Origin of the sequence: Streptomyces sp. NPDC048496, from assembly GCF_043200055.1 — a bacterium.
Taxonomy (GTDB): domain Bacteria; phylum Actinomycetota; class Actinomycetes; order Streptomycetales; family Streptomycetaceae; genus Streptomyces.
In genome coordinates, this window is record NZ_JBICXB010000041.1 from 15,777 (window position 1) to 29,368 (window position 13,592).

The 13,592-nt window shown below is 70.6% G+C and carries 14 protein-coding genes; all 14 read left to right on the forward strand.

What is annotated here, in order from left to right; all coding sequences use genetic code 11:
- Positions 1-21 precede the first annotated feature (21 nt).
- On the forward strand, positions 22-1,107 hold the full coding sequence (locus ACGFSA_RS27520; RefSeq protein ID WP_393308653.1) for a hydrogenase expression protein HypE: 1,086 nt from the start codon (positions 22-24) through the stop codon (positions 1,105-1,107).
- Between the two features lie 112 nt (positions 1,108-1,219).
- Entirely contained in the window at positions 1,220-3,004 is a 1,785-nt protein-coding gene (locus ACGFSA_RS27525; protein ID WP_393308712.1) for a nickel-dependent hydrogenase large subunit, read from the forward strand.
- Positions 3,001-3,621 (forward strand): hypothetical protein, encoded by a 621-nt coding sequence (locus ACGFSA_RS27530; RefSeq protein ID WP_393308655.1) that lies wholly within the window; start codon positions 3,001-3,003, stop codon positions 3,619-3,621. The genes ACGFSA_RS27525 and ACGFSA_RS27530 overlap by 4 nt, the downstream gene beginning before the upstream one ends.
- Positions 3,618-4,289: a DUF5947 family protein gene (locus ACGFSA_RS27535; protein ID WP_393308656.1), complete on the forward strand. Its 672-nt coding sequence runs from the start codon at positions 3,618-3,620 to the stop codon at positions 4,287-4,289. Before ACGFSA_RS27530 ends, ACGFSA_RS27535 begins: the two co-directional genes overlap by 4 nt.
- Entirely contained in the window at positions 4,286-4,996 is a 711-nt protein-coding gene (locus tag ACGFSA_RS27540; protein WP_393308658.1) for a DUF6084 family protein, read from the forward strand. The genes ACGFSA_RS27535 and ACGFSA_RS27540 overlap by 4 nt, the downstream gene beginning before the upstream one ends.
- Positions 4,993-6,441, forward strand: coding sequence for a hypothetical protein (locus ACGFSA_RS27545; protein WP_393308660.1), 1,449 nt, complete (start codon positions 4,993-4,995; stop codon positions 6,439-6,441). The genes ACGFSA_RS27540 and ACGFSA_RS27545 overlap by 4 nt, the downstream gene beginning before the upstream one ends.
- Positions 6,438-6,986, forward strand: a complete 549-nt coding sequence (locus tag ACGFSA_RS27550) for a hydrogenase maturation protease (protein WP_393308662.1) — start codon at positions 6,438-6,440, stop codon at positions 6,984-6,986. The genes ACGFSA_RS27545 and ACGFSA_RS27550 overlap by 4 nt, the downstream gene beginning before the upstream one ends.
- 19 nt (positions 6,987-7,005) lie before the next feature.
- Positions 7,006-7,110, forward strand: a complete 105-nt coding sequence (locus ACGFSA_RS27555) for a DUF6893 family small protein (protein WP_393308664.1) — start codon at positions 7,006-7,008, stop codon at positions 7,108-7,110.
- Positions 7,111-7,239: 129 nt separating this feature from the next.
- Entirely contained in the window at positions 7,240-7,632 is a 393-nt protein-coding gene (locus ACGFSA_RS27560; RefSeq protein WP_393308666.1) for a hydrogenase maturation nickel metallochaperone HypA, read from the forward strand.
- A 3-nt stretch (positions 7,633-7,635) separates the two neighbouring features.
- Positions 7,636-8,538: a hydrogenase nickel incorporation protein HypB gene (hypB, locus tag ACGFSA_RS27565; protein ID WP_393308668.1), complete on the forward strand. Its 903-nt coding sequence runs from the start codon at positions 7,636-7,638 to the stop codon at positions 8,536-8,538.
- Complete coding sequence (hypF, locus tag ACGFSA_RS27570; protein ID WP_393308670.1) at positions 8,535-10,940, forward strand: carbamoyltransferase HypF; 2,406 nt, start codon at positions 8,535-8,537, stop codon at positions 10,938-10,940. Before hypB ends, hypF begins: the two co-directional genes overlap by 4 nt.
- A 48-nt stretch (positions 10,941-10,988) precedes the next feature.
- Entirely contained in the window at positions 10,989-11,309 is a 321-nt protein-coding gene (locus ACGFSA_RS27575) for a HypC/HybG/HupF family hydrogenase formation chaperone (RefSeq protein WP_393308672.1), read from the forward strand.
- A complete protein-coding gene (hypD, locus tag ACGFSA_RS27580; RefSeq protein WP_393308674.1) occupies positions 11,306-12,430 on the forward strand; it encodes a hydrogenase formation protein HypD in 1,125 nt (374 codons plus the stop codon). The genes ACGFSA_RS27575 and hypD overlap by 4 nt, the downstream gene beginning before the upstream one ends.
- 13 nt (positions 12,431-12,443) lie before the next feature.
- Positions 12,444-13,541, forward strand: a complete 1,098-nt coding sequence (gene hypE / locus ACGFSA_RS27585; RefSeq protein ID WP_393308714.1) for a hydrogenase expression/formation protein HypE — start codon at positions 12,444-12,446, stop codon at positions 13,539-13,541.
- The last annotated feature ends 51 nt before the right edge of the window (positions 13,542-13,592 follow it).

Sequence of the window (13,592 nt, forward strand, 5' to 3'; positions counted from 1 at the left end):
GCTCTCCAAGGAGGCATCCCCATGGGTGCAGCAACAGCGAACACGGTCGGCGCCCAGGCAGCCGGTGCGGCCGCCGACGAGGAGTCCCCGATCCACATCCTCTGGATCAATGCCGGGCTGAGCTGTGACGGCGACTCGGTGTCGCTGACCGCGGCGATGCAGCCCAGCATCGAGGAGATCGTGCTCGGTGTGCTGCCCGGGCTGCCCAAGATCCAGGTCCACTGGCCCCTGATCGACTTCGACAGCGGTCCGGTAGGCGGTGCGGACACCTTCATCGAGTGGTTCTTCAAGGGCGAACGCGGCGAGATCGATCCCTTCGTGCTGGTCGTCGAGGGGTCCATCCCCAACGAATCGATCAAGCAGGAGGGTTACTGGTGCGGCTTCGGCGACAACCCCGAGACCGGCCAGCCGATCACCACCAGTGAGTGGATCGACCGGCTGGCGCCCAAGGCCCTGGCGGTCGTCGCCATCGGCACCTGCGCCACCTACGGCGGCATCCATGCGATGGCCGGCAACCCGACCGGTGCCATGGGCGTACCCGACTACCTGGGCTGGGACTGGACCTCGAAGGCCGGCATCCCGATCGTCTGCGTGCCCGGCTGCCCGATCCAGCCGGACAACTTCTCGGAGACCCTCACCTACCTGCTCTACCAGGCGGTGGGATCCGCGCCGATGATTCCGCTGGACGACAAGCTGCGCCCGGCCTGGCTCTTCGGGGCCACCGTGCACGAGGGGTGCGACCGGGCCGGCTACTACGAGCAGGGCCAGTTCGCCACCACGTACGACTCGCCCAAATGCCTGGTCAAGCTCGGCTGCTGGGGTCCCGTCGTCAAGTGCAACGTACCCAAGCGCGGCTGGATGAACGGCATCGGTGGCTGCCCGAACGTCGGCGGCATCTGTATCGCCTGCACCATGCCCGGATTCCCCGACAAGTTCATGCCGTTCATGGACGAACCGCCCGGCGGCAAGGTCTCCAGCGCCGCCAGCGGAGCGTACGGGGCGGTGGTCCGCAGGCTCCGGTCGATCACGGCGAAGACCGTGGACAAGGAACCGAGGTGGCGTCACAAGGGCTCCAAGCTGACCACCGGTTACCGATCACCCCGATGACGGGCGCGGCGTCTGCGGGGTGCCCCGCACCCCGCGATCGGTGAACGTCCCGTTTCCGCTCCGCTCCCTCCTCCATCAACTCCCACTCCCCAGAAGGGTCATGGCACACACAATGGCACCCACGACGAAGGCGGCCGGCGACGGCAGTGGCCTCGTCGAGATGGCCTGGGATCCGATCACCCGGATCGTAGGCAGTCTCGGCATCCACACGAAGATCGACTTCAAGCAGAAGCAGGTCGCGGAGTGCTACAGCACCTCGTCGGTCTTCCGTGGCTACAGCGTCTTCATGCGGGGCAAGGACCCCCGGGACGCCCACTTCATCACCAGCCGCATCTGCGGGATCTGCGGCGACAACCACGCCACATGTTCCGTGTACACGCAGAACATGGCCTACGGGGTGAAGCCGCCGAACCTCGGTGAGTGGATCATCAACCTGGGCGAGTCGGCGGAGTACATGTTCGACCACAACATCTTCCAGGAGAACCTGGTCGGGGTCGACTACTGCGAGAAGATGGTCCGCGAGACCAACCCCGGAGTCCTGGAGCTCGCCGAGCGCACCGAGGCGCCGCACGCCGGGGAGCACGGCTACCGCACGATCGCCGACATCATGCGCTCCCTCAACCCCATCGAGGGAGAGTTCTACCGCGAGGCTCTTCAAGTGAGCCGCTACACACGGGAGATGTTCTGCCTGATGGAAGGGCGCCATGTGCACCCCTCCACGCTCTACCCGGGCGGCGTCGGAACGGTCGCGTCCGTCCAGCTGTTCACGGACTACCTCAGCCGCCTCATGCGGTACGTGGAGTTCATGAAGCGGGTCGTTCCCCTGCACGACGACCTGTTCGACTTCTTCTACGAGGCGCTGCCCGGGTACGAGGAGGTCGGCCGCCGGCGGGTGCTGCTCGGCTGCTGGGGAGCGCTCAACGACCCCGAACACTGTGACTTCACGTACGCCAACATGACCGACTGGGGACGGAAGATGTTCGTCACCCCCGGCGTGATCGTGGACGGCAAACTGGTCACCAACGACCTCACCGAGATCAACCTCGGCATCCGGATCCTGCTCGGCAGTTCGTACTACGACGACTGGGAGGGCAAGGAACAGTTCGTCACCCACGACCCGCTCGGCAACCCGGTGGACCCCCGCCACCCGTGGAACCAGCACACGATCCCCGCCCCGCAGAAGCGGAACTTCGACGACAAGTACAGCTGGGTGATGTCGCCCCGCTGGTTCGACGGCAAGGACCACCTGGCACTGGACACCGGTGGCGGCCCCATCGCCCGCCTCTGGTCCACCGCACTGTCCGGGCTCGTCGACGTCGGCTATGTGAAGGCGACCGGTCACAGCGTCGTCATCAACCTGCCGCGCACGATGACCAAGCCCGAGACCACCTTCGAGTGGAAGATCCCGAAGTGGAGCAACGCGCTGGAACGCAACCGCGCCCGCACCTACTTCCAGGCGTACGCCGCCGCGATCGCGCTGCACTGTGCCGAGAAGGGGCTCGAGGAGGTCCGCGCCGGACGCACCCAGACCTGGGAGAAGTTCGAGGTGCCGGACGAGAGCATCGGCGTCGGCTTCACGGAGGCCGTACGCGGCCTGCTCTCCCATCACATGGTGATCAGGGACGGCAAGATCGCCAACTACCACCCCTACCCGCCCACCCCGTGGAACGCCAGCACGCGGGACTCGTTCGGCACCCCCGGCCCCTACGAGGACGCGGTGCAGAACACACCGATCTTCGAGGAGAACACCCCGGAGAACTTCAAGGGCATCGACATCATGCGGACCGTCCGCAGCTTCGACCCCTGCCTGCCGTGCGGCGTCCACATGTACGTGGGCGGCGGCAAGACCGTCAAGCAGATGCATGTGCCCACCGGGCTGAGCGGACTGGCCGGATGAGCGCCGCAGCGACGGTCGTCGCACCGCCGAGGGCCCTGGACGCCGTGGAGGCCGGGCAGCGGGTCGAGGACCTGCTCGACCGCCTGAGTACCACTGGCGACCAGGAAGTGTGCGCCGCGGCAGAGGAGTTGGTTCGGGTCCTGATGGACTTCTACGGCGCCGGCCTGGCCCGGATCGTCGGCCGTCTCGGCACCCCCGCGGACCGCGGAACCGGCGACGGACCGCTCGCCGCGCTGCTCGACGACGAACTCGTGTCGAGCCTGCTGGCCCTGCACGATCTGCACCCGGAGGACATCGGCACGCGTATCGCGCGCGCCCTGGACTCCGTTCACGACCCCGTCGAGGTCGTCGGCTTCGACGAGGAGACCGGCATCCTGCGGCTGCGCTCCTCGGCCGGGGCCGGGGCCGGGGCCGGTGACGGCGGTGGCTGCGGCTGCCCGAGCACGGGCGCGGCGACGCAGCGCAGCGTCGAGGACGCGCTGGCCTGCTTCGTACCGGAAGTGGAGCAGGTGGTGATGGAGTCGGTGACCGTCGAGCCACCCCTGCTCCAGATCGCTACCCGCCCGCCGGCCGGAACTGCCGGAGCCGGCACGACCGTTGCCGCGACGGCACCGTGAACGCCCCCCCGACCAGGGCCGAGCGTCGCCCGGCGCCCGTTGCCCGCGCCCGAGGCCTGCGCAGATTCGCCGCGCCGCCGGAACCCCGGCAGGAACGGTGCGAGCTGTGCGGCGTGCCCGTGACCGAGGGCGGTCATCGGCATCTCGTGGACACCGAGAAGCGTGCGCTGGCCTGTGCGTGCACCCCGTGCTCCCTGCTGTTCGAGCGGCCCGGCGCAGCCCACGGACGCTTCAGAACGGTCCCGGACCGCTATCTGTCCGATGCGGACCACCATCTCGACGACGGTGCGTGGGAGCTGCTCCAGATCCCGGTCGGTGTCGCGTTCTTCTTCCGCAACGCGGCGCTGGACCGGCTGGTCGCGCTCTATCCGAGCCCGGCCGGAGCGACCGAGAGCGAGCTCGCCCCGGAGACCTGGCAGACCGTGCTCGGCGCCAGTCGCCTCGCCGCCCTCCTCGAACCCGACGTCGAGGCACTGCTGATGCGTCGCACGGAGGGCCGGGCCGAGTGCTATCTCGTACCGATCGACATCTGTTACGAGCTGGTGGGGCGCATGCGCCTGCTGTGGCAGGGCTTCGACGGCGGCGCCGAGGCGAGAGCCGATCTCCAGGCGTTCTTCGCACACGTCGAGGGACGCGCCCGGACCCAGGAGAAGGGGCAGCGGCGGTGACGGAATTCGCCTTCACCTGCACCGGAGTCCGCGCCGACCCGTACGCGGCGGGCCCCACGTTGGTCTTCCGGCTGCGCATCACCGCGTCCCCGGAAGCCCGGGTGCACGCCCTCGCGCTGCGCTGCCAGATCCGTATCGAACCGGCCCGGCGGGGCTACGAGCAGGGCGAGGCGGACGGACTGCACGACCTCTTCGGCGACCGCTCACGCTGGGGAAACACGCTCCAGCCGCTGCAGTTCGCCCAGGTCGCCCTCACGGTTGCGTCGTTCACCGCGGAGACCGAGGTGGACCTCGTCGTGCCCTGCACCTACGACCTGGACATCGCCGCGACCCGGTACTTCGACGCGCTCCAGGACGGCGAGGTGCCGCTCCTCCTGCTCTTCTCCGGCACCGCCTTCACCGGGGACGGCGGCTTCCACGTCGAGCCGATTCCCTGGGACCGCGAGGCGCCCTTCCGGATGCCGGTGGCGGTGTGGAAGGACATGATCGAGCAGCACTTCCCGGGCTGCGGCTGGATCCGGCTGCCGCGCGACACCATGAACGCGCTGCTCGCCTTCCGCTCGCGGCAGGCCCTGCCGTCCTGGGAGGCGACCGTCCAGGCCCTGATCGACCTGGCCGGAGCCGCAGGTAATCCACCCTCGCAGTCACCTGAGCGTCCGGTGCACCGGGCCGTACTGCCCCGCGTCACCGAGAGGACGGCGCCGTGACCTCATCCCTCCTCACGCCCGCACTGGAGTCCCGGTTCGCCACCGCACGGCAGGTGGCCGACACCGTCCTCTTCGAGGGCTATGTGCTCTACCCGTACCGTGCCTCCGCGGCCAAGAACCGGCTCCGCTGGCAGTTCGGGGTGCTCGTGCCGCCCGGCTGGGGCGCCGACCGCGAGGAGCACGAATTCCAGCACACCGAGTGCCTGATGGAGCCGAAGCCCGGCGCGACGCTCGCCGTCGAAGCACGGTTTCTGCACGCCCAGCGGCGCACGGTGCAACAGGCCCGCGACGACGGCACGTTCGAGGACGTGGCTGAACTCGACCTCGCCGACCGGGTGCTGGTCCCCTGGGACGAGGGCGCCGAGGAACGCGTCGAAGTGGTCGTGGACGTCGCCGAACTGGCCGGGGACGGTGTCACCGTCCCCTTCGCCACGCCCGCCCGCGAGGAGACCGAACCCGTCCTGGACACGGACGGGCGGACGGTGGGACGCCTGGTCCGCCGCTGCGAGAAGATCAGCGGCGTGGTGCGGCTGTCCGCCCGCGAACTCGACGGACCCTACCGGGTCGTGCGGCTCACCGCCGTGGTCGAGAACACCAGCACCTGGACGCCCGACTCCGCCGAGGCCGACCGGGACGCCGCGCTCCCACGGTCGCTGGTCGCCGCCCACCTCCTGATGGGACTCAGCGCGGGCTCGTTCCTGTCGATGACGGACCCGCCCGAGTGGGCGAAGGGCGCGGTCGCGGCCTGCCGCAACCTGCACACCTGGCCGGTGCTCGCCGGGGAACCCGGGCGCGCGGACCTGATGCTGTCGTCCCCGATTATCCTGGAGGACCATCCGGCCATCGCCCCCGAGAGCCCCGGAGCGCTGTACGACGCCACCGAGATCGACGAGATCCTCGCCCTGCGCACGGCGGCCCTGACCGACCAGGAGAAGCGCGAGGCCCGCGGTACCGACGCCCGGGCGGCCGCGGTCGTCAACCTGGCCGAATCGATGCCCCCCGAGGTCCTGGAGCGGTTGCACGGCGCGGTGCGGGCCCTGCGCGAGATCACCGGACCCGACCCGTCGCCGCCCGCCGCCCGGGACCCCCTCCCGGACGGCGCCGACCTCATCGACGCCCGCGGCGTGCTCCGCCCCGACACCCCGTGGTGGGACCCCGCGAGCGACGACACCGCCGACCCGGCCCGGGACCGGATCCTGGTGGACGGCCGGTCCGTGGGCGTGGGCAGCCGCGTCCTTCTGCGACCGGGACTGCGGCGCACCGACGCCCAGGACCTGTTCCTCAAGGGCCGCAGCGCACAGGTCGAAGCAGTGCTCCACGACGTCGACGGCGGCGTGCACCTCGCGGTCACCGTCGAAGGCGACCCGGGCGCGGACATCCGCCGTGAGCAGGGGCGCTTCCTGTACTTCCAGCCGGACGAGATCGCCCCCCTGGAGGATGCGTGAACACCCCCGCGCAGGAACGTCCGAGAACCCTGGTCGCCGGGATCGGGAACATCTTCCTCGGCGACGACGGCTTCGGCGTAGAGGCGGTGCGCGCACTGTCCTCGCACCGTCTCCCGGACCACCTCGAGGTGGTCGACATCGGCGTACGGGGCGTCCACCTCGCCTACCAGCTCCTCGACGGATACGACACGCTCGTCCTGATCGACGCCACCGAGCGCGGCGGCGTCCCCGGAACCCTGTACCTGATCGAGGTCGACGAACCCGGCGCCGTCGAGCCGCAGAACGCACTGCTCGACGGCCATCGGATGTCCCCCGACGCCGTCCTGGCACTGCTCGGCACCCTGTGCGCGGGCACCGGAGCCGTACCGCCGAGGCGCACGCTCGTCGTCGGCTGCGAACCCGACAACGTCGACGAAGGGATCGGACTGAGCGCACCCGTGGCCGCAGCAGTGCCACAGGCCGTACGGATGGTCCTGGACCTCGTACAGGACGAAGACCACGAGGCCGCCGCCCAGCGGACGGCGGCCGGCCCCGCCATGAACTGAGCAGAAGGAACCCACCCCCATGAAGAAGACCCTCATCTGCGGCCTGACCGCCGCCGCTCTCGTCGCCCTCGCCGCGCAGATCCTGCCCGACGTCAAGCGCTATCTGCGGATGCGCTGCATGTGACGGCGCCCGCCGCCCGGTCCCGGCCCCTGGCTGCACCGAATGGTGTATGTGCCGTACGGGCACCGGCGAGCCGGTCCGCCGGCCCCCGTCACCCGCCGCTGTAATGACGCACGGCAGGACGGAGACGCAATGCACGAGATGTCGATCGCCATGGCCGTCGTCGACCAGGTGGAGGAGGTGGCTCAGGCAGGCGGAGCCGCCTCGGTCGGGTCCGTCCGGCTCCAGGTCGGCGAACTGGCCGGGGTCGTTCCCGACGCCCTGTCCTTCTGCTTCGGACTCGCCTGCGCCGGGACCGTTCTGGAAGGCGCCGAACTCGTCGTCGAACCCGTGGCGGCCCGCGCGCGGTGCGAGCCCTGCGCGGCCGAATGGGCGGTTGGCATGCCACCCCGGCTGTGCTGTCCGGTCTGCGGCGAGCCGACCGCCGAACTCCTGTCGGGGCGCGAGCTGCAGATCGTCAGCGTGCACTGGCAGGACGGACCCGAACACGAACACACCCGCGAACCGATCTCCCAGGAGCGCTGAACGATGTGCCGTGAAGTCGACCTGCAGCAGGCGGTACTCGCCAAGAACGACGCGACGGCGCACAGCCTGCGAGCCGGGCTCACGGCGCGCGGCACCACCGTCGTCAACCTGCTCTCCAGCCCCGGCAGCGGCAAGACCGAACTGCTGGAACGCGAACTCTCCCGGGCCCGGGAGAGGGGAGTGCCGGTCGCCGCGCTCACCGCCGACCTCGCCACCGAGAACGACGCGGTCCGCCTGGCCCGGTCCGGAGCCCCGGTCAAACAGGTGCTGACCGACGGACTCTGCCATCTGGAGGCCGGGATGCTGGGCCGTCACATCGACGACTGGCTGCCCGACGGGACCCGGATCCTCTTCGTCGAGAACGTCGGCAACCTGGTCTGCCCCGCCTCGTACGACCTCGGGGAGACGCTCAGGGTCGTCCTCGCCTCCGTGACGGAAGGCGAGGACAAGCCGCTGAAGTACCCCACCGCGTTCGGACTGGCCCAGCTTGTCGTGGTCACCAAGACCGACATCGCGCAGGCCGTCGGATTCGACGAGGCCGCATTCCGTGCCCATGTCCAGCAGGTCAACCCCGGTGTGGACGTGGTGCTCACCGCCGCCCGCCGCGGTGAGGGGGTGGGCACGCTGCTCGACCGGGCCCTGGCCGCCGGGGAAGGCGCCCCGGTCCACACACCGGTGATGGCCCGGCAGCACGCGTCCCACCAGCACACGCACCCCCACGAGGACCACCGCACGCACGGGGGCCAGCACACCCACAGCCACACGCATACGGGCGTGCATACGCACACGCATCCGGACCTCGGAACCCACGATCACCCGCACACCGGCCCGCACGCCCACGCGCACCCCGACGAGCCGCTCGTCGTGACGACAGCACCCGCCTCCGCGGCGCAGCACCGCCCGTGACGACCCCACAGCCCGGGACCGCCGTCGCCGGAGCCGTGCAACGGAGACGGGTCGTGGTCCGCGGCGTCGTGCAGGGCGTGGGCTTCCGGCCTTACCTGTATGCCCGCGCCACCGGGCTCGGACTGGCCGGACACGTCACCAACACCACCGAAGGCGTCGTCGCCGAGGTCGAGGGCGCCCCCGCCGCCGTGGCCCTGTTCTGCGACCGGATCGCGGCGGACGCCCCACCGCTCGCCCTGGTGGACTCCGTCGACCACAGGGAAGTCCCCGCCGCGGGCGGATCCCGCTTCAGCATCGAGGACTCCAGGACCGGCGGACCGGCCCGCACACTGGTCTCCCCGGACGTGGCCACCTGCGCCGACTGCCTCACCGAACTGGCCGATCCGGCCGACCGGCGCCATCGCCACCCCTTCATCACCTGCACGCACTGTGGGCCCCGCTTCACCATCGTCACCGGAGTGCCGTACGACCGCGCACACACGACCATGGCCCGCTTCCCTATGTGCGCCGACTGCGCCCGTGAGTACGCCGACCCCGCTGACCGGCGCTTCCACGCGCAGCCGGTCGCCTGCCCCGACTGCGGCCCCCGGCTGCGACTGCTCGTCGGGCAGCCGGACCGCGCACTGCCCGCACAGCCCGTAACCGGACGCGACCCGGTCGCGGAGGCCCGCCGGCTGCTGTCCGACGGCGCTGTCCTCGCGATCAAGGGACTCGGCGGCTACCACCTCGCGTGCGATGCCGAGAACTCCGCCGCGGTGTCCCTGTTGCGCCGCCGCAAGGCCCGCGGCGACAAGCCGTTCGCCATGATGGCCCGCGGCATCGACGACATCGCGCACCTCGTGCAGCTGGGCGGCGAGGAGCGGGCCCTGCTCGTCGGCGCTGTCCGGCCCGTCGTCCTGCTGCGACGCCGCACCGACGCCCACCCGGGCCCCGGCACCCCATGGCCGTCCGACGCGGTTGCCCCGGGCAGCCCCGACCTCGGGGTCATGCTCCCGTACACCCCGTTGCACCACCTCCTGCTGGGCCTGCCCGGTGACCCGCCGGGACCGCGCCTTCTGGTCATGACCAGCGGCAACGTGGCCGGTGAACCGATCGTCACGGACGACGACGAGGCGCTGGAGCGACTGGCCCGCCTCGCCGACGCCTGGCTCACGCACGACCGCCCGATCCACGTGCCGTGCGACGACTCCGTCGTGCGCGTCTGCGACGGGGAGCGGCTGATCGTACGGCGCTCACGCGGCTACGCCCCGCTGCCGCTCGCCCTGCCGCATCCGGTACCTGCGACGCTCGCCACCGGAGGCGACCTGAAGAACACCTTCTGCCTCGCCGAGGACCACAGGGCCTGGCTGTCCGCCCACGTCGGCGACATGGACGACCTCGCCACCCAGCACGCCTTCGAACGCGCGGAACAGCACGTGGAGACCATCACCGGAGTGCGGCCCGGCATCCTGGCCACCGACCGGCATCCCCGCTACCGCACCGGCCAGTGGGCCCTGCGCCGGGCCGACGGCCGGCCGGTCGTCCGCGTACAGCACCACCACGCGCATATCGCGGCCGCGATGGCCGAGCACGGAAGGGACGGCAGCCGCCGGGTGATCGGCGTCGCGTTCGACGGCACCGGTTACGGGGACGACGGCGCGGTGTGGGGCGGCGAGATCATGCTGGCCGACTACGAGACGTACCACCGCTTCGCGCACCTCGCGTACGTTCCGCTGCCTGGCGGCGACGCCGCCGTGCACCGGCCCTACCGGATGGCGCTCGCTCATCTGTACGCGGCAGGCATCGGCCCGACGGACGACCTGCCCTGCACGGCAGCCTGCCCGCCGGACGAACGACGCGTGCTGCTGCGGCAGTTGGAGCGAGACCTCAACTGCGTCCCCACCTCCAGCATGGGCCGGCTGTTCGACGCCGTCTCCTCGCTGGCGGGCCTCTGCCACCGGGCCGGGTACGAAGCCCAGGCCGCCGTCGAACTGGAGGCCGCCGCGGTCGGCGCCGCCGCGGACCTCGGACCCGGTTACGGCTTCGCGCTGTGCCCGGCGGGCACGGCCGACGGGCAGCGGTTGATCATGGACCCGTCGCCGGTACTGGCGGCCGTCGTCGACGACGTGCGCGCCGGCACGGCGCCGACGCTTGTCGCCGCACGCTTCCACGGGGCCGTCGCGGACCTCGTGCTCCAGGTGTGCACGTCGGCCCGCGAACGACACGGCCTGCACGAAGTCGCCCTGACCGGCGGCGTGTTCGCCAACACCCTTCTCTCCTCCCTGTGCGCAAGGATGCTGAGCGAGAACGACTTCACCGTCCTGCGCCACCGGGAGGTCCCCCCGAACGACGGCGGGCTGGCGCTCGGCCAGCTCATGGTGGCCGCCCGCACCGGAGCGGCACACGCGAGCGCCGCCGACTGACGTCCTGCCCGGCAGAGCCGGGCAACGCCCCCACAGCAAGGAGCAGCCATGTGCCTGGCGGTACCCGGCAGAGTGATGGACATCGAGGAACGCGACGGTACCCGGATGGCCACCGTCGACTTCGGTGGTGTGGTCAAGGAAGTGTGTCTGGAATATCTGCCGGACCTCCAGGTCGGTGAATACGCCATCGTCCATGTGGGGTTCGCCCTGCAGCGACTCGACGAGGAGTCGGCACGGAAGACGCTCGACCTCTTCGCCGAACTCGGCCTGCTCCAGGAGGAGTTCGGAGATCCGTGGGAACTGGCCGCGGAGGCCGGCGGAATGTCCCCGACCGGTGGTGCCGAGGCGCCACAGGAGGTTCAGCAGTGAAGTACATCGAAGAGTTCCAGAACCCGGACCTGGCGCGCCGACTGCTGGACGACATCCACTCCATTGTGACTCGTCCGTGGGCGCTGATGGAGGTCTGCGGCGGACAGACGCACACCATCATCCGGCACGGAATTGACCAACTCCTGCCGGACCAGGTCGAACTGATCCATGGTCCGGGCTGCCCAGTCTGTGTCACACCGCTGGAGGTCATCGACAAGGCGCTGGAGATCGCCTCCCGCCCCGAGGTGATCTTCTGCTCGTTCGGGGACATGCTCCGGGTCCCCGGAACCGGCCGTGACCTGTTCCGGGTCCGCAGCGAGGGCGGCGACGTGCGGATCGTGTACTCGCCGCTCGACGCTCTGAAGGTCGCCCAGCAGAACCCCGACCGTGAGGTGGTCTTCTTCGGGATCGGATTCGAGACCACCGCACCGCCCAACGCCATGACGGTGTATCAGGCGCGCAGGCTCGGCATCCCGAACTTCAGCCTGCTGGTGTCCCATGTGCGGGTCCCCCCGGCCATCGAGGCGATCATGCAGTCGCCGAGCTGCCGGGTGCAGGGGTTCCTCGCCGCCGGCCACGTGTGCAGTGTGATGGGCATGCGGGAGTACCCGGAGCTGGCCGAACGGTTCCAGGTCCCCATTGTGGTCACCGGTTTCGAGCCGCTGGACATCCTCGAAGGCGTACGGCGGACCGTCCTGCAGCTGGAGCGCGGTGAGCACACCGTGGAAAACGCGTACCCGCGCGCTGTGCACCCGGACGGGAACCCCGCGGCGCTCACCATGCTGGAGGACGTCTTCGAAGTCACCGACCGCGCCTGGCGCGGCATCGGCACCATCCCCGACAGCGGCTGGCGGCTCTCCACCCGCTACCGGGACTACGACGCCGAGTATCGCTTCTCCGTCACCGACATCGACACCAAGGAGCCCGCCGAATGCCGCAGCGGTGAGGTCCTGCAAGGACTGCTGAAGCCCCACGAGTGCGAGGCGTTCGGCACCACCTGCACCCCGCGCAACCCGCTCGGGGCCACCATGGTCTCCAGCGAGGGTGCCTGTGCCGCGTACTACCTCTACCGGCGCCTGGACATCAGGACCGCACCCAGGGAGACGAGCCCCGTTGCCTGAGACCACCGAAGCACTGAACACCGCCGTCACCGCGACCGCGGGCGTCCCCGGCGAGGAACCCGTACTCGACCTCACGGCATGGACCTGCCCCGCCCCGCTGCGCGATCAGCCGAGGGTGGTGATGGGCCACGGCGGCGGCGGCGCACTCTCGGCCGAACTGGTCCAGCACGTCTTCGCGCCCGCCTACGGGGGCGACGTGCTCGCGCAACTGGCCGACTCCGCCGTGGTGTCGCTGGGCGGCGCTCGGCTGGCCTTCTCCACGGACTCGTACGTCGTGCGGCCGCTGTTCTTCCCCGGCGGCAGCATCGGCGACCTCGCGGTCAACGGCACGGTCAACGACCTGGCCATGAGCGGTGCCAGGGCCGCCTACCTCTCCTGCGGTTTCATTCTGGAGGAGGGCGTTGAGCTCTCGGTCGTCGCACGCGTGGCCGATGCGCTGGGCGCAGCGGCGCGCACGGCGGGCGTCGAGGTGGCGACCGGCGACACCAAGGTCGTGGACGCCGGTCATGGCGACGGCATCTTCATCAACACCGCCGGGATCGGCCTTGTCCCGGCCGGCGTCGATCTGCGTCCCCAGCGAGTGGTCCCGGGCGACGTCGTGATCGCGAGCGGTGCGATCGGCGTGCACGGCGTGGCGATCATGAGTGTGCGCGAGGGCCTCGAGTTCGGGGTGGAGATCGAGAGCGACTGCGCGGCGCTGGGCGGGCTGGTGGAGACCATGCTCGCGGTCACCCCCGACCTCCATGTCCTGCGCGACCCCACACGTGGCGGACTGGCCGCGGCGCTCAATGAGATCGCGGTGGCATCGGGCACCGGTGTCGTCATTCAGGAGCGAAACGTTCCGGTCCCGCCGGCCGTGGCCAACGCCTGCGCCGTCCTGGGCCTGGACCCGATGTACGTGGCCAACGAGGGCAAACTCGTCGCGTTCGTCCCCCGTGGGCACGCCGAAGCCGTTCTGGAGGCGATGCGGGCGCATCCGCTGGGAGCGGAGGCGACCGTGATCGGCGAGGCCGTGGAGGCGCATCCCGGCATGGTCGTGGCCCGCACCGGGCTCGGCGGGACGCGCGTGGTCGACCTGCCGATCGGGGAGCAGCTGCCCCGGATCTGCTGATCCGACGGTCCTGCGGACCGCTCGCGCGGATGCGGGAGCGGCGCTGTGTGG